This is a genomic window from Reyranella sp. (genome assembly GCF_050185545.1).
Taxonomy (GTDB): Bacteria; Pseudomonadota; Alphaproteobacteria; order Reyranellales; family Reyranellaceae; genus Reyranella.
In genome coordinates this window covers 1-16,126 of the sequence record NZ_JBFWZI010000070.1, presented here as the reverse complement: position 1 = coordinate 16,126, position 16,126 = coordinate 1, and the positions used below count along the sequence as shown (strand labels likewise).

Sequence of the window (16,126 nt, the reverse complement as noted above, 5' to 3'; positions counted from 1 at the left end):
CGTGTCCGACGCCCTGCTCGCCTATTTCAATCGCGAGCTGGAGGCCCTGCGCGGGCTGGCCAGCGAGTTCGCCGAGCGCCATCCCAAGATCGCCGGCCGCCTGCGCCTGACCAAGGACACGGTCGACGATCCCCATGTCGGCCGCCTGCTCGAGGGCGTAGCGTTCCTCGGCGCGCGCGTTCAGCACCGGCTCGACGACGAGTTTCCCGAGCTCACCGACGCGCTGCTCTCGGTGCTCTACCCCCACTACCTGGCGCCACTGCCGTCGGTGGCGATCGTGCGCTTTGCGTCCGATCCCGCGATGGCCGGCCCGGCGCGCCTGCCCTCGGGCCTGGCGATCGCCACCGAGCCGGTCGGCGGCGAGAGGTGCTCGTTCCGCACTGCCTATCCGCTGACTCTGTGGCCGGTCGAGGTCGAGGCGGTGCGGCTCTCCGGCATGCCGCTCCCCGCCCCCGCCAACCCGGCGGCGAGCGGCGCGATGGCCTGCCTGCGCATCACCCTGCGCTGTCCCAACCCGGACATGACCTTCACCAAGCTCGGTCTCGACAGGCTGCGCTTCTTTCTCGCCGGCGAGCAGGGTGCGCAGCTCCTCGAGCTGCTGCTCGCCCACACGATCTCGGTCGCGCTGGCCGATGACGTTGTCGATCCGCAGCCGGTCATCCTGCCGCCCGACACGCTGCAGGCCGTGGGCTTCGCCCCCGAAGAGGCACTGTTTCCCTGGCCTGCCCGCTCCTTCTCGGGCTTCCGCCTGCTCAGCGAGTACTTCGCGGCGCCGGAAAAGTTCCACTTCATCGATTTCTGCCGGCTCGACGCCAAGACCCTGGTCGCCGCCGGCAGCAAGATGGACATCTTCGTCTATCTCGACCGCATGGTGCCGGCGCTCGAGCGCTCGATCCAGGCCAGCAGCATGATGCTGGGCTGCACCCCGATGGTGAATCTGTTCGCCCATCGCTGCGAGCCGATCGCGCTCGATCACACCAAGATCGAGTATCGCATCGAGCCCGACGCCCGCCGGCCGGCGAGCTTCGAGATCTGGTCGGTCGATCGGGTGCGCGAAAGCCTGCCGGGCGGTGAGTTCCGGCCGTGGAATCCGTTCCATCGCCTGACGCGCAGCGGAACCGGCGACGACGAGGAGGGCAAGGTCGGCGGCTTCTACGGCACCGTCCGCCGCGACATCAGCGGCGGCATCCGTGGCACCGACGTCTTCCTGCTGCCGCACGACGCCGCGTTCGACCCCGAGCAGGCAGGCGGCAGCGTGCTGTCGGTCGACGCGATGTGCTGCAACCGCGAGCTGCCCGCATCGCTGCCGTTCGGCGGCGGCCGGCCGGCATTGCAGCTGGTCGAGGGCGCGGCCGTCGTGACCGGGCTCACCTGCCTCACGGCGCCAACCCCGACCCTGCGCCTGCCGCTGCAGGAGCGCGGCTTCTGGCGCCTCATCTCGCACCTCTCGCTCGGCCATCTCAGCGTCGTCGGCGGCGAGAGGGCCGCCGAGGCGCTGTGCGAGGTCCTGCGCCTCTACGATTGCCGCGATTCGACGGAGTCGCGGGCGGCCATCCGCGCCCTCGTCGGCGTCACCTCCAGGCCCGGCACGGCGCGCATCCCCGGTTTGCAGGGTCCGGGCGCGCGCGGCGGCGGGTTCTGCCGCGGCCTCGACGTGACGCTGACCTTCGACGAGCAGGTCTGGAGCACTGGCGGACTGTACGTGCTTGCCTCCGTGCTCGATCGGTTCCTTGCCCTGCACGCCACGGTGAACTCGTTCGTCCGCACGCGCGCGGTCCTGCGCGGCCGAACCGAGTCTGCCGCCAGCTGGCCGCCGCGCGCCGGCCACCACGTGCTGCTGTGAACCCGCCACTGGCCAACCCTCGCCATCGTCCGGCGATGGAACGTCTGCGCGCCGAGCCGCGCCGCTTCACCTTCGATGCCGCGGTGAGAGTGCTGGGCTTCTTTCGGCGCCAGGCAGACCCGGCGGAGACCAGCCGCTTCACCACCGCCACGGGGTCGTCCTATGCTGGCGCCGAGGTCACAGATGTCGATGTCAAGGTCGAGCCGGGCAGGACCTCGGTGAGCACCACGGTCGGCCTCACCGGCCTGACCGGCTTCGTCGGCGTGCTGCCGCGCCACTATTCGGATGCGATCGTCGCCGATCGCCGGTCGCGCTCGTTCTCACTGTCCGACTTCCTCGACCTGCTTCAGCAGCGCATGATAGCGGCGTTCGCCGCCGCCGGGACCAAGTACCGGCCGCATCGCGCCGCCGATGTCGGCGCGCTGGCGACCGGCCATCAGAAGGGCGATCCGATCGCCGAGGTGCTGCTCTCCCTGACCGGCTACGGCACGCCCGGCCTTTCCGACAGGTTACTCGCCGGGGCGCCGGCGCTGCGCCACTACGCCGGCTTCTTCGCCGCCCATCCGCGGTCCGCCGATCGGCTCGAAGCCCTCGCCTCCGACTGGCTGGGCAGGCCGGTCAAGGTCGAGCAATTCGCCGGCGCCTGGCTCGCGCTCTCGCCCGACCAGTGGACGCGCATGCCGGTCGGCCACACGCCGGGGAAATTCTGCGAGCTCGGCGTCAACGCCGCCGCCGGCGTGCGCGCCTGGGACCAGCAGGCGCGCATCGTGCTGCGCATCGGTCCGCTCGACCTCGCGTATTTCGAGCGGCTGCTGCCCCATCGGCCGCTGCTCCGCGAGCTCGCGTCCCTGGTGCGCGCCTTCGTTGGCTTCGAGGTCGCCTTCGCCGTCAATCCGGTGCTGGCGCGCGACGCCGTGCCGCCCCTCGTGCTGGCGCGTCCGGACGAGACGGGCAAGGCCGCCGGGCCGCTGCTCGGCTGGAACACCTGGCTCCCGACTTCCCCCGTCACGCCGCGACGAACCGATGCCAGCGAGCCTCTGTTCGAAGGCGACATCGTCGAAGGACTCGCATGACCCAGTCCTGGAGCGGCGGCTATGTCGCCGATATCGCCTACATCGAAGGCTTCTACATCCAGCAATCGCCGGTCCGCATGGCGCTCGCCTGCCTGCTGGGCGGCGTGGCGGCGGAGATGCCGGCGCCGGACGACGAGGCCTGCTACCTCGAGCTCGGCTGCGGCGTCGGCGTCGGCGCCCTGCTGATCGCCGCCTCGAACCCGGCCTGGAAGATCATCGCCGTCGACTACAACCCGGCGCATATCGCCATCGCCAACGGCCTCGCCCACGCAGCCCGCATCGACAATATCCAGTTCCTCGAAGCCGACGTCGTGGAGCTCGCCGAAGGCGCCGCCGGGACCGCGCTTCCGATGGCCGACTTCGTCAGCATGCACGGGATGTGGTCGTGGGTGAGCCCGGAGGTGCGCGCCGCCATCGTCAAGCTGCTGGCGGCGAAGACCAGGCCCGGTGCACTGGTTCATCTCAGCTACAACGCCCTGCCGGCGTGGCAGGGCGGCTTCGGGCTGCAGCGGCTGATCTACGAGACCGGCAGGCGGTCCGGCGGCCGCAGCGACGCGCAGGCCGAGGCCGGCCTGGCTCTAGCCCGCGACCTCCGGGCGGTCGAGGCCAACTACCTCGCCGAGAGCACGCTGTCGCGCGAGCTGATCGACAACATCCACACCGTGTCCAGGGAGTATCTCGGGCACGAATACATGAACGCCCATTGGGCGCCGGCGTTTCACGCCGATGTCGTCGCGGCGATGGCCGGCGCCAAGCTCGACTGGGTCGCCTCGGCGAATCCCCTGGAGAATTTCCCCGAGCTGACGCTGAAGCCCGAGCAGCGAGCGGTGATGGATCGCTACACCGATCCCATCATGCGCGAGCTGATCAAGGACATGTGCCTGCAGCGCCATCTCAGGCACGACGTCTACGTGCGTGGCGCACGCCGCCTGCGCAACGCCGACCGCGACGCCGCGATCGAGCGGCTGGCGATCACGCCGGTGATCAGCCCCGGCGAGCTGCAGACGACGCTGCATGTCCCCGCCGGCACCGCCGAGATGAGCCCCGCCCTCAAGGGCCTGATGGAAGCGGCGATGCGCGGCCCGACGACGATCGGCGCGCTGCGGGCGCTCGATCCCACGCACAGCAACCCGGCCGAGCTGGTGAGCGTGCTGGTGGGGACCCACCAATGCCAGGTCGCGCCGTATCTGGGGGTCGCTCAACCGGACGGCGCCCACAGGCTCAATCGCGTCCTCGGCGGCCGCATCAAGTCGGTCGTCGATGCCCGCAGCTCGGGCCTTGCCTGCGCACCGCTCAGCACCGGGCTCACCGTGCCGCCGCTCCTGCAGTTCATCGCGGCACGCCTGCTGGACGGCGAGAGCGTCGACAACGCGCCGAGCTGGATCGCGACGCTGTGCGGCGACGTGCTGCCGGAGAAGCACGACAAGATTCGCGAGGTCATGCACCTCGCGATCGAGCAGCGGATCCCGGTGCTGAAGCAGCTTCAGATCATACCTGGCTAGATCGAGGCCCCTTCGGGCAGGCCCACGCGTCGGGCAGACAGCACCAGTCGGTGACAACTCGCCACGGAACCTGACGCGTGATCAGCGCTTGCGCACGAACTCGGTGCGCAAGACCAGGCCTTTGATCGCATCGTGGCGGCAGTCGATCTCTTCCGGGTTGTCCGTGAGCCGGATCGACCTGATGACCGTCCCCTGCTTGAGAGTCTGGCCGGCGCCCCTGACCTTGAGATCCTTGATCAGGATGACGGAATCACCATCTGCGAGAACGTTGCCGGATGCGTCGCGAACCTCGGCGGCCTTGGCTTTCTCCGCAGCGATTTCGGAAGCGGGCCGCCATTCGCCGGTCGCCTCGTCATAAACATAGTCGTCGTTCTCGCCGTTCATATCCATCCTGCGTAGTGTCTCGTTGCACTGTGATCCATGTGTCGTACCGGCAGCGGCTGCGCGGCAGCCGATGGGAGCCTCAATCTCGGATGCGGCGCCGACGCAAACTTCGGCCAGATCACGACAAAATCAGTTCCAGATAGCACGTCCAGGCCGAGCAAGTCGCCATGAACGGGTGTCGCAGCTACATCGAGCTGCTTCCCCCCATGATCGATCGCCTGTTGATCACGGATGCCATGAGCGGCACTGGAGTGGCGCGGTCCCAGCCGACGCACCTACCTCGTAACGGGTCCCGACGCGCCGTTTGCCGGCGCGGCCGGCGGGGCTGCCGGGCCGCGCGACTTGTGAATCTCGACCGTGGTCGCCGGATCGGCGTCGTCGAACTCGATGGTGATCGCGGTGACGTTGTCGATCGCGCGCGCGTCGATGGCGGCCATGACGAGCTGCTCGGCATCGGCGCCCTGCTCCAGCGAGAGCAGCGAGGCGATTTCTCCGGGCGACAGGGTCTTGGAGAGTCCGTCGCTGCACAGCAGCAGCCGGTCGCCCGGCATCAGGGGGCCGGTGCGCTTGTCGAGCTCCAGCGTCTCCTGGTCGGCGCCTACGGCGCGCGTGATGATGTTGGCCTGGCGATGGTTCACCGCCTCGGCTTCGGTGATCATGCCGCTCTCGACGAGATCCTGCACCAGGCTGTGGTCGCGCGTGATCTTGGTCAGCACGTCGCCGCGCAGCAGGTAGGCCGGCGAATCGCCGGCCCACAGGCAGGCGAAGTGATCGTCGCGCGCGATCAGGACCACGACGGTCGTCGCCATGATCACACCCTGCCCGCGCTCCTCGCTGGCGTTGCGCAGGCGCTCGTGAGCGGCTTCGAGACGCGTGCGCACCTCATGCAGCATCTCGCCGGCCGACAGGCCGGTGGCGATATCCTGCAGGGCGGCGACGACTTCGGACGACGCGACCTCGCCCGACTGATGGCCGCCCGCGCCGTCGGCCACCACCCAAAGGCCGAGGTCGGGACGATTGAGATACCCGTCCTCGTTCATCCGGCCGGCGGTGCCGGGGTGGGTCGCCGCGCGCGAGCGGAAGCTGCCGAACTGGGCGACGTCCTGGGCGATGCCGGAATTGGGCATCAGGCACCTTCCGTCGGATCGGCGTCGGCCGGCTGCGCCGCCGCCGCCGGTGCGATTTCGGTCTCGGCTTCGACCTCGCCCCACCGCTCGTCGATCAGGGCGGCGAAGTCGCGGCCTTCGGGCAAGGCCGCGCCCGTCACCAGGCGCTCGCCGACCCGCGGGCCGCCTTCGGTCCACCACGCCGCCTGACCGGCGGCGATGGTGATCGGCGACTCCTCTGCCGGCTCGAAGACGTCGAACGCATCCTGGATGCGCTGGAGCAGCTCGGCCGGCGAGAGATCGTCGGCCAGAGCATCACGACCTGCCTCTTCCGCCTCGTCGAGAAACTCGCTCATCGCCGGCACCAGCGGCGCCCAGTCGGCCGCCGCAGTCGCCGCAATGGTGAGCGGCGAGTAGCGCCCGGCGCGGTCGACGCTCGGCATCCAGAGGCCGAGAACGCCGCCGGCCCCGCACAGGCCGGGCGGCAGCACGAAGCGCCAGACCGGCGCCTCGAGCCAGGCCTCGCGCCAGTCCTCGCCGTAGCGCTGCTGCGTGTCGGCTATGCCGCGCATCCACCAGCTGTCCCATGCATCGGTGAAATCGCGCGGCAGGTTCTCGCGCACGAAATCGCCGCGCGCCGGCAGCTTGCCGAATAGGCCGGCACGGGCCTGCGAAGGCAGCACGACCATGACCCCGCCCCGGCTAGCCGCGCACGGCCGGGCAGCGGAAATCCTGCAGGACGCCCGGTGCGAAGGGATTCATGACCGATCCGGCGCGCAGCTCGAAGACCGCATCGCCGCCGCCGAAGGTGAGCGTGAAGGTCTCAGGCGAGCCGGCTGGCCGAAGCGTTCCCCTGCTGAACAGGCGGAACATGGCCCACGGCCCGGTCTCCGAGAACACCCCTGTGCCGCCCGGCGGCGGCGGATTGAATACCAGGCGGACGTTACGCATCCCGTTCGCTCCCGGCCAGGTGATCTGGGTCGAGCGCGTCGGCCCGTGCGCATAGGTGATCGACGTCCCGTCCAGTTCCAGACTGACGCTGGAGGCGCCGGGCGTGAGCGAGATCGGCGTGATGTCGAAACGCACGGCGATCGTCGTTGAGCCGGGCGCGAAGAACAGGTCGCGGATGACGGCGGCGCGCTGGAACTGCAGCACGTCCGCCGGCGAGATCGGTGCCGCGACGCCATCGGCCGATTGCGGCTTCCACACCTTGCCAGTGGTGTCGATGTAGGGCCGGAGCTGAGTGTTGAAGAAGCCGTCGAGCAGGCCGCCCGGCGCGAAAAGCTTGGCGAAGTCATCGAGCGGCGTCTCGAGCGAGCTGCCCGGCACGAACGGGAAGCGCCCGTTGACGGCGAGCGGACAGAGCGCAGCCGGGCCACCGGCGCCGTTGTAGGCCGCCGCCACCTGCTGGCGCGCGCCGCCGCCGCGCAAGGCCGTGCTCGACTCGGCCATGTTGGAGAGCCAGCGGTCGAGCGGGGCGGGCTGGCGCTGCGCCTCGGCGCGCAACGCCAGCGACGGATCGCTGCCGACGGGTGCAGGCACCGAGCCGGTGCCAATCGCTGCCAGCTTGGCAAGCTGCTGCTGCAGGTCGTTGAGAAGCTTCAGCAATTGATCGATGGGCGCGCCGCCGGTCGTCGACACCAGCTCGCGCAGCTGTCGGTAGCGTTCGTCGATCTCGTGACCGAGCGGCATGGCCCCCGCGCCCTGCTGGCCGGTGAGCTGCGCCGCCAGCGCCGCTGCAGTGCGGGTCATGGTGAGCGGCGAGGCGGTCGCCGCCTTGGTCTTGGCGGCCTTCTCGGCCTCCTCCGCAGCGATTTCCGCTGCCGTGGGCTTGGGAGGCTCCGTCAATGTGACCTGGCGGGCGACCGCCGTCAGCAGGCTCTTCATCGGCGATTGCGGCGAGGCGAGGACGTAGAGGTCCTGCGCCGCCTGAGGCAGGCTGCGCAGCGCCACGATCTCGAGATCCTGCAGGAGCGCGTCCCACGCCTTGGCGTAGTCGTCGAGGTAATACTTGATGACGTTGTTGGCGAGCTCGGCCTGCTGGGTCGGATCGAGGTTGGCCGGTACCTTCTGGCCCATCACCCAGCTTTCCGAGGCGACCTCCCGCGTCGCCGTCGTCAGGGCCGGCAGCAGGACCCTGTGAAAGCCCTCGACCGTGAAGAAGCCCGGAATGCCATCGCTCAGCTTCTTGCCCGACGCGCGGGTGAAGACGCGCACGCCGGCCGGCCCCAGCACGTCGCTCGGCTTCCACGGCGGCAGGGCTTGCGCGGCCGCCGACGGCTTGATGCGCGAATAGGCGCGCGCCGCCAGCGACACGCGACTGAAGGTGGTGCGCGCCTGGGCGATCAGCGCATCGTCGAGCGGCACGGCGGGCAGCGGCTGGGCCAACAGGGCGTCGAGGTGCTTCTGCAGGCTCGCTACGATCACGAGGTTGGCGGCGCCGGAATATTGATGCTGCCAGTCGTAGGTCATCCACTCCTTGATCAGCGCCGGATCGAGCGGGCCCTGCCCGCCCAGCATGAGGTAGACGCGCGTCGCCTCGTACAGGAAGTCCGGCTCGGTGAAGAAGCCGCGCATCTGCCCTTCCAGACGCCAAACCAGGCGCGGCAGGAGGGCGTAGCCCAGCGCATGGCGGTAGACCGCCTCGGCCCCGGCGCGCAGCTTCGGCCCCTGGCTGAGATCGAAGCTCGCCAGCACGCCCGGGCGCGCCTTGGCCGCGGTCGTCAGCTCGCGCGCCGCATCGAGCAGCGGCAGCAGGCGCGGCAAGTCGGCATCGTTCACCGGATCGAACGTCGTCTGCTGGGCGAGCTCCCGATAGGTCGAGATCGCCTGAGTCATCGCCGCGATCTCGCGCTCGCCCTCGGTGCGGTTGACGACCAGCCAGCCGCCGAGCCCCAGCGTCACCAGGCCGATCACCGCAAACGCGGCGCCGCGCAGGATCATGCGGCGGAAGCGCGCCGACGGCGGCTCGCTCACCAGCATCGCCTCGCCCAGGATCACCTCGGAGATCAGGCGGCCGAGGAAGTAGCTGCGGCCCTGCTGCGGGCGCAGCGCCGCGGCGCGCCGCTGGTCGAGGCCGAACGAGCGCGCCATCGTGCCGGTCAGGCGATCGATCGGCGTGCCTTCCTGGGTGCCCGAGGTGAAGTAGACGCCGCGCAGGAACGGCGCGGGATCGAGTCGCGAGCCGGCGAAGGCTTCCATGAGGAACGCCTGCAGCGGCTGGCTGAGCGAGGCAATCTGGGTCGGGAAGGCGGCGATCAGGGTGCGGCGCTCGGGACTCTGCTCGAACTGCAGGCGATCGTAGAGCCGCTGACTGTCGAGGCGATCGACCAGCAGCTGCAGCTCCTCGGGGAACTTGGTGACCACGCCGGGCTCGCCCTTGGCGAGCGGGAAGGTGACGCCCCAGACCTGGTTGCGCTTGTCGCGGTCGAGATCGTCGAAATACTCGGTGAAGCCCGAGATCAGGTCCGCCTTGGTGAACAGCGCATAGACCGGAATGCGGATCGCGAGGCGCTCCTGCAGCTCCTTGATGCGGCGGCGGATGGCTCGGGCATGGGCAGTACGCTCCTCGGGCGACGCCGCCGCGACGTCGGTGAGCGCGATCGCCACGATCACGCCGTTCAGCGGCTGGCGCGGCCGCGTCTTTTTCAACAGGTCGAGGAAGGCATCCCAGCCGGCGCGATCGACGGCCAGGTTGGAATCCTGGGTGGTGTAGCGGCCGGCGGTGTCGATCAGCACGGCGTTCTCGGTGAACCACCAGTCGCACATGCGCGTACCGCCGACGCCGGCGACCGCGCCTTGTCCCATCTCCGCCGCCAGCGGGAAATTGAGGCCGCTGTTCAGGAGCGCCGTGGTCTTGCCGGCGCCCGGCGGTCCGATGATGACGTACCACGGCTGCTCGTAGAGATAGCCGTGCGTGCCGCGCGCCTTCTTGAGCAGCGACAGCGCCTGGGTCATGCGCTCGCCGAGCGCCAGCGCTTCCTCGCGCGTGCCGTCGTCGGCCACCTCGGCGCTCTCGGCCACGCCCTTCTCGAGGTCCTGCTCGCGCCGCCGGCGCAGCAGGTCGAGAGTCAGGTTGACGACCGCCCAGATCAGCACCAAGCCGGCGATGATGGCAGCGCGTGGGATCCAGCCTTCGAGCGGCTGGAGCAGCGGACCGAACAGCCACACCAGGGCGGCCAGGATGGCGACGCCGACGAAGCTCAGCACCCAGCGCGAGACGAGGAAGCGCAGCACCGTCATGGCCTAGGTCCCCTGCCGGTTGAGGACGATCTCGATGCGCCGGTTGCGCTCGCGACCCTGCGGTGTCGCGTTGGTGTCGATCGGGTCGGCCTCCGCCCTGCCCTCGGTGGAGAGTCGTGCCGGGTCGCCGATCGTCATGGCGATGATCTTCGACGCTGCCTGGGCGCGCGCGGCCGAGAGCTGGAAGTTCGACGGGAAGGCGATGGTGCGGATCGGCTCGCTGTCGGTGTAGCCGATGACCTTCACCGGCCCCTGCTCATCCTTGAGGGCGAGGCCGATGCGGTCGAGCAGTGGCTTGAAGCTCTCGTTCACCGTGGCGCTGGCCGAAGCGAACATGCCGCGGCCGGTGATGCGCACCAGGGGCTGCGCCGGCGTGCCCAGCACCTCGACCAGCTTCTGCTCGATCTCGGGCTTCAGGAACTCGCGCAGCTTGTCGAGGGCGCTCGGCTCCGGGGGCGGCGGGGGCGGCGTCACCACCACCACGGGCTTGGCCTCGACGAACGGCGTGCGGGTGATCGTCGGCATGCGTTCGGGTGGCGCGCCCTGCAGGCTGGCGTAGACGCCGTCCGACGCCGCGTTGAGGCTGATCGAGAACCACAGGAACAGGCCGCCGACGAGGCCGAGGCACGCCACGGCAGCGACCCACAGCGGCAGACTGAAGCGCGCCGGCCGGTACGGGGCGTTGATGCCCTTGGTGTGCGGCGCCAGGTCGGCGTCGGCCGCCTTCTGCTGGCGGGCGATGACGGCGTAGGTCTCCTCGCGGATCTTGTTGAGATCACCGAGGCCGCGCCGCGACAGGCGGTACTGGCCGACGAAGCCCAGCGACATGCAGAGGTACATCAGCTTGATGACCGGCAGGAACCTGCCTGGGTTGTCGCACATCTGCTTCAGCACATCGAAGAAGCGCTCGCCGGCGCGCACCTCCTTGTGGAAGGTCGAGACCAGCGACCGCTCGGCCCAGGTCCCGCTGTTGCCCCACGGCGTGTTGAGCACGACGTCGTCGAGACTGGCGCACAGCGCATAGTGCGCCGGGCGCAGCTGCTCGAGCGGCACGCCCTTGTCGCGCGTCTCGACCTCGAACAGCCGGATCTGGTGGACGGTGCGCTGGTAGAGATCGCCGGAGTCGGGTGGGTTGGCGGTATTGCGCAAGCGCGCCATGAACTGCAGCAGAGGTCCGGCCGCCGCGGTCAGGACGTCGTCGCCGATGTGGATGTTCTCGGTCCCTTCGGCGACGCGAGCAGCTGCCGCGTCCGGCGCTCGCGGGCTCGGCTCGGCGCGCGTGTCGCCACCGACCGGCTGCGGCGCCGGCGCTTGTGCCGGCGCGGCCGACCGGCGCCGGCCAGGGTTCGGACGAATGATCGTTCGGTTGCTGTCGTCGGGCTCGGCGAAAGGATTGTCACTCATATTCGCCTCTCAGTCCTCAGCCGCGAATAGCCCACAATTCTATGTTCAGATTAGGGAAGTCGCCCGAGACATGCAGGGCGAAGCCGCCGGACGTATGCAGCTCTTTCCAGTGCGTCGAGTTGCGGTCGAGCTCGAAGTACGTCGCGCCAGCATAGAACGGCAGCTGCCGCGGCGCGACCGGCAAGGCGCGCACGGCGATGCCCGGCAGAGCGACATTCACCAGCTCGCGGATGTGCTCGACGGCGCCGATCTTGACCTGCGACGGGAAAAGCCGGCGCAGGGTCTCGGTCGGCACGTCGGCCTGCACGGTGAGCACGAAGGTCGACGAGCGCAGGATGCTGCGGTCGACGATCGGCCCCACGCGGATGCCGTAGGCACGCAGCTGCAGGGGGATCTGCACCGCCGTCTGCTCGATGACGGCGGAGAGCGAGCGGCGCAGATCGGCGACAACCGGCGCGAAGCTGCGCTGCAGGTCGGCATGGCGATAGGACGGATACTCCGACGGGCGACGGGTGGTTTCCGTGAAGGTGGCGAGCTCGCCCGCCAGCTGCACCAGGGCGGCGTAAAGATCGACCGGATGGACGTTGCCGTCGCTCGCCCAGTGGGCCAGCAGTTTCTGCGCCCGGTTCACCGTCTGAAGCAGCAGGAAGTCGGAGACGTCGCCGACGCCGCGCGAGCCCGGCGCGACCAGCCGCGCGGCCAGCGCCTCGCCGCGCTGGTTGAGCATGCCGTTCAGCTCGGCCAGCAGGCCGCCGAGCGGCGCCGCCGCCGACGAGACCAGGCACGGCACGATCCACTGGTCGTCGAGGGTCACGCGGCGATCGGCGGCAACCTCGACGATGCGGGCGAGGCCAATGCAGTGGTAGCCGGCGCGGTTCTCGGTCTCGAGCATGTAGCGCAGGCGCAGCCGGCCGATCTGCACCTCGGCGGGCTGCGGCGAGCTCGAATGGGTGTCGTAGGCCTCGAAGCCCTTCTGCTGGTAACGACCTTCCGTGGCGCCGTCGGCGGCGATCTCGACCGACCCGGCCTGACGCATCGGCAGGGCGAGATAGACGACGGCGTTGCGCGTCGACTCCGGCACGTCGAGCGGCACCGGCTGGTCGGTCTCGCCGGGCAGGGTGAAAGGCGTACCATCCTCGAACACGCCGCTCGCGTTGGCCAACGCGAACTGGCCCGTGCCGAGCAGGTTGCGGTTGACCGCGCCGTCGACCAGCCCCCAGCCGTGCGGACGCAAGGATCCCGTCCGATCGCGCACGAGCGCTTCGACCCAGCGGTCCTGCTGCTGGAAATGCTGGACGCGCAGAAACATGCCCTCCAGCCAGACCACTCTGTTCGACCAGGTCATTGGGTCTCCCAGCTCATGCCGCTTCCCAGCTCATGCGGATGCCCACCTCGCGCGGATGCCCACCTCATGCGGATGCCAGGTCAGCCCGATTGGCGCCGATGGTGAGGGTGAGCCTGGTCAGTCCGGAGGGCGCGATCGAGGCGACGGCACGCCATTGCGAGCGGTCGATCTCGCGGAACAGCACCGCGACACCAATGTAGCGAACGCCCGTCTTGGGCGAGAGCATGAGCTTGCGGGTCTCGCCGGGCCGCACCACCGCCTCTTCCGAGCCGGCGCTCTCGTCGCCCAGCACCGCGGCCTCGCGCTCCATCAGCGCGTAGGCGTCGGCCGAGGTGAAGCGCCCGCGGTTCATCAGCGAATAGACGCGCACGGCGACGGCAACCGGCGTGCCGGCGCTGTTGGGATTGATGTTGGGGCCGGCCCGGATGGTGAGGTCGACCACGGCGGGTGCCGGCGGACCGCCGGCGCAGCCGGCGACCGGCAGCAGGGAAGACGCCAGGAGCAGCTTGCGGCGGGCGATCATGGGGGTGTCCCCTCGTTGGTGAGCTTCTCGATCGCCTCCTCGTAGGCACGCGCGAAGGCCTTGCCGAACACGCTGTCGAAATCATCCGACAGGGCACGGGTGATGCTGCGATGCTGCTGCACGAAGGTCTCCCACGCCCGCGCCCGCTTCTGCGCGGGGTGAATATCGAGCGCGCTGGTCGGTGTCTTGCGCTCGACCGCCTCGGGGTCGAGCTGCGCCAACAGGAACCGCACCGCCGCCTGCATGGCGGCGACGGTCGCGAGCTCGTGCAGGCGCAGATCCTCGAAAGCCTCCCTGATGGCCTCCTCGGGCGGCATGCTGCCGCGCCGGCCGAGACCCAGCAGCGTGTTCATGGCGTCGTCGTCGTCGAGCGAGAACTTCAGCGGGTTGTTGCCGCTGGGGCGGATCATGGTCTGCTCGATGCGGAACTCGTCCTTGATGCTGGCGCGCGCCATCAGGGTCTGGCGCAACCCGCTGACGGTGGCACGCATCGCCCCGCCAAGCCGCTCGAACGATTTCTCGGGATCGGCCAGCGTCGCCTCGCTCAAGCCGGCGCCGCGCAGAAAGGCCGCAGCCAGGGCGGTGTCCGGCGCGGCGCGGCGCGCGGGTGCGGGTGCGGGTTCCGGCTGCTGCTGCTGCTGGGGCGGCGGCGCAGCGGGTGGCGCGGCGGCCGGCTGGGGGCGGGGCGCCTGAGGTGGCGGCGCTCCGGAGGGCAGCGCCACATCCCAGTCGTCGGGGATCACCGCAGCCGGAGTCGGCGGGCGGAAGGCGCTGGACAGCGCCGGCGCGTGATCCGGCGTCGTCGGGCCGGTGAACGGCTCCTGGATCGGCGCCAGGGGGTCGAAGTCGGGCGGCAGAATCGGCGATTCGGGCGGCAGCGCGGGCGCGATCGGACCGGACAGCCTCTCGTCGCCAAAGGCCCGATCGCCGCGCTGGTCGCCGAAAACGCCCTTGTCGCCGAAGGCGTCCCTGTCGCCAAAGGCACCGTGATCGCCACCAGCCCGCTGGTCGCCAAAGACGGCCTGGCCGCCAAAGGGGCTGCGTCCCTCCTGCCCCGGCGACGGCGCGCGCAAAGCGAAATCGTCGCGCTGCGTCCCGGTCAGGAACCGGTCGTGATCGGCCGGAACAGCGCCGGATCGGCCCTCGTCGAGGACCACCTCGATCTCGTAGAGGCCGAACTTGATGCGATCGCCATGCCGCAGCTTCTGCGACGCGCCCTTGCCGATCGGATCGCCGGACTGGTTGACGAAAGTGCCGTTGGTGCTGAGGTCCTGCAGTTCCCAGTCGCCGCCCTCGTAGACCAAACGGCAGTGGCGCTTGGACAGATGGCGTTCGGGATCGGCCACTACCCAGTCGCTATCGCGGCCCCGGCCAATCGAAAACTCGCCACCATGGACTTCGCGTCGTTCTGGAGCCACGTTGTCGGGACAACGGATCGTGACGAGCATGAGGGACACGTGAGGGCTCACTCCTGTGGCGGGAGGAAAGCGGCGACGGTCCGCGTCGCCCTTCCGACTGATAGGCCCCGATTGTGGAAATTCTAGTCGTGGAACCCGGCGCTGGGCAATCGCATTTGGCCGACGCGCGCCCGGCATGCCTGCCCGGCGCGCCCTGTTGACGGCTTCCGGGGCGGCGGCCATCCTTGAATGCGGGGAGTTCCTTTCAAGCGAATCCGCCGCCATGTGCCTAGTCCCGTCCCAGACAATCTTGAGCACGGACGAGGTGGGAAGCGTAGCGCCGCCGATCTTCACCTCGGTCGGCCATGATGCCGTGAACGGCCCGGGTGACGTGTTCGTCATCCAGTCGTTGCTCAACAAACGCCTGCCCAAGCCGCATACCGAGGTGCCGGTCACCGGCGTCATCGACCCCGGCACCGTCCTGGCCATCAAGGCGTTCCAGGCCGTGGTGATGAACATGAATCCGCCGAGCGGCCACGTGGCGCCGGGCAGCCCCACCTACTACGCCCTGGCGGCCCGCCCGCTGGTGACCAAGGAAGCCCCGCCCACCCCGCGCTACGGCCACGTCGGCATCATCCCGCCCGAGCTGATCGAGGCGGCCAAGGCCTCGCAGCGGCGCTGGCGCATCCCAGCCTCGATCACCCTGGCGCAATGGATCGTCGAGAGCGCCTGGGGTGCCGCCATGCCGCCTGACAGCAACAATCCGTTCGGCATCAAGGCCACCGCCTCGCAGGCCGCCGTCGAAGCCGCCACCGAGGAGGTGATCGACGGCAAGACCGTCCAGATCACGGCCCGCTTCCGCCGCTTCGAGAGCATCACCGAGGCCTTCGACCAGCACGGGGCCTTGCTGGCGACGGCATCGCCCTACAAGGCCGCCATGGAGCTGGTCGAGGACGTCGAGCGCTTCGCCGACGCCCTGACCGGCGTCTACGCCACCGACCCGCAGTACGGCACGACCCTGAAATGGGTCATCACCACCTACGGCCTCAAGCAACACGACGGGTGACAGCCCGTTGCTCCCCCGCATGACGGCTAGGGGGGTGGGACGCACATCTCCTCTTCTCCCCCGTAGTCCCCCCGCAATCGGAGGAGGTGCCATAGGCGTTAAACTAAGAACAATCCTCGCCCTGAGGAGCGGCCCGCAGGGCCGCGTCTCGAATCGGGCGAAGTAACCTTCGCCCTTGGTCGGCAAAGGAGAGACCGCTGCGACACCGCTTTTTCAACGATCTACTGCGCGGCCTCCTCAG

At 69.6% G+C, this 16,126-nt stretch carries 12 protein-coding genes; 4 read left to right on the top strand and 8 right to left on the bottom strand.

The features are described 5' to 3' along the window. Position 1: 1 nt before the first annotated feature. The 3 genes from tssF to AB7O82_RS19225 are packed head-to-tail and all read left to right on the top strand — an operon-like array spanning position 2 to position 4,418. Positions 2–1,843 (top strand): type VI secretion system baseplate subunit TssF, encoded by a 1,842-nt coding sequence (tssF, locus tag AB7O82_RS19235; protein WP_428543457.1) that lies wholly within the window; start codon positions 2–4, stop codon positions 1,841–1,843. Between the two features lie 35 nt (positions 1,844–1,878). Continuing rightward, a complete protein-coding gene (gene tssG, locus AB7O82_RS19230) occupies positions 1,879–2,916 on the top strand; it encodes a type VI secretion system baseplate subunit TssG (RefSeq protein ID WP_428543455.1) in 1,038 nt (345 codons plus the stop codon). Further along, positions 2,913–4,418 carry a class I SAM-dependent methyltransferase gene (locus AB7O82_RS19225; protein ID WP_428543453.1) on the top strand — a complete coding sequence of 502 codons (1,506 nt, stop codon included), beginning with the start codon at positions 2,913–2,915 and terminating at the stop codon, positions 4,416–4,418. The genes tssG and AB7O82_RS19225 overlap by 4 nt, the downstream gene beginning before the upstream one ends. A gap of 81 nt (positions 4,419–4,499) precedes the next feature. On the opposite strand, the gene AB7O82_RS19220 is transcribed toward AB7O82_RS19225, so the two are convergent. The 8 genes from AB7O82_RS19220 to tagH all read right to left on the bottom strand — a co-directional run bounded on the left by AB7O82_RS19220 (position 4,500) and on the right by tagH (position 14,870). Beyond that, on the bottom strand, positions 4,500–4,802 hold the full coding sequence (locus tag AB7O82_RS19220; protein WP_428543451.1) for an alkylphosphonate utilization protein: 303 nt from the start codon (positions 4,800–4,802) through the stop codon (positions 4,500–4,502). A gap of 275 nt (positions 4,803–5,077) precedes the next feature. After that, positions 5,078–5,929, bottom strand: a complete 852-nt coding sequence (locus AB7O82_RS19215; protein WP_428543449.1) for a PP2C family protein-serine/threonine phosphatase — start codon at positions 5,927–5,929, stop codon at positions 5,078–5,080. Then, positions 5,929–6,597 (bottom strand): type VI secretion system-associated protein TagF, encoded by a 669-nt coding sequence (tagF, locus tag AB7O82_RS19210; RefSeq protein WP_428543447.1) that lies wholly within the window; start codon positions 6,595–6,597, stop codon positions 5,929–5,931. The genes AB7O82_RS19215 and tagF overlap by 1 nt, the downstream gene beginning before the upstream one ends. 13 nt (positions 6,598–6,610) lie before the next feature. Beyond that, complete coding sequence (gene tssM, locus AB7O82_RS19205) at positions 6,611–10,150, bottom strand: type VI secretion system membrane subunit TssM (protein WP_428619951.1); 3,540 nt, start codon at positions 10,148–10,150, stop codon at positions 6,611–6,613. 3 nt (positions 10,151–10,153) lie between these two features. Continuing rightward, a complete protein-coding gene (gene tssL / locus AB7O82_RS19200) occupies positions 10,154–11,554 on the bottom strand; it encodes a type VI secretion system protein TssL, long form (protein ID WP_428543443.1) in 1,401 nt (466 codons plus the stop codon). Positions 11,555–11,570: 16 nt separating this feature from the next. Beyond that, positions 11,571–12,899 (bottom strand): type VI secretion system baseplate subunit TssK, encoded by a 1,329-nt coding sequence (tssK, locus tag AB7O82_RS19195; RefSeq protein ID WP_428543441.1) that lies wholly within the window; start codon positions 12,897–12,899, stop codon positions 11,571–11,573. Positions 12,900–12,963: 64 nt separating this feature from the next. Further along, positions 12,964–13,422, bottom strand: coding sequence for a type VI secretion system lipoprotein TssJ (gene tssJ, locus AB7O82_RS19190; protein WP_428543439.1), 459 nt, complete (start codon positions 13,420–13,422; stop codon positions 12,964–12,966). After that, a complete protein-coding gene (gene tagH, locus AB7O82_RS19185) occupies positions 13,419–14,870 on the bottom strand; it encodes a type VI secretion system-associated FHA domain protein TagH (protein ID WP_428619961.1) in 1,452 nt (483 codons plus the stop codon). The genes tssJ and tagH overlap by 4 nt, the downstream gene beginning before the upstream one ends. 259 nt (positions 14,871–15,129) lie before the next feature. Here tagH and AB7O82_RS19180 point away from each other — a divergent pair, with 259 nt between their 5' ends. Further along, positions 15,130–15,885 (top strand): glucosaminidase domain-containing protein, encoded by a 756-nt coding sequence (locus AB7O82_RS19180; RefSeq protein ID WP_428543435.1) that lies wholly within the window; start codon positions 15,130–15,132, stop codon positions 15,883–15,885. The last annotated feature ends 241 nt before the right edge of the window (positions 15,886–16,126 follow it).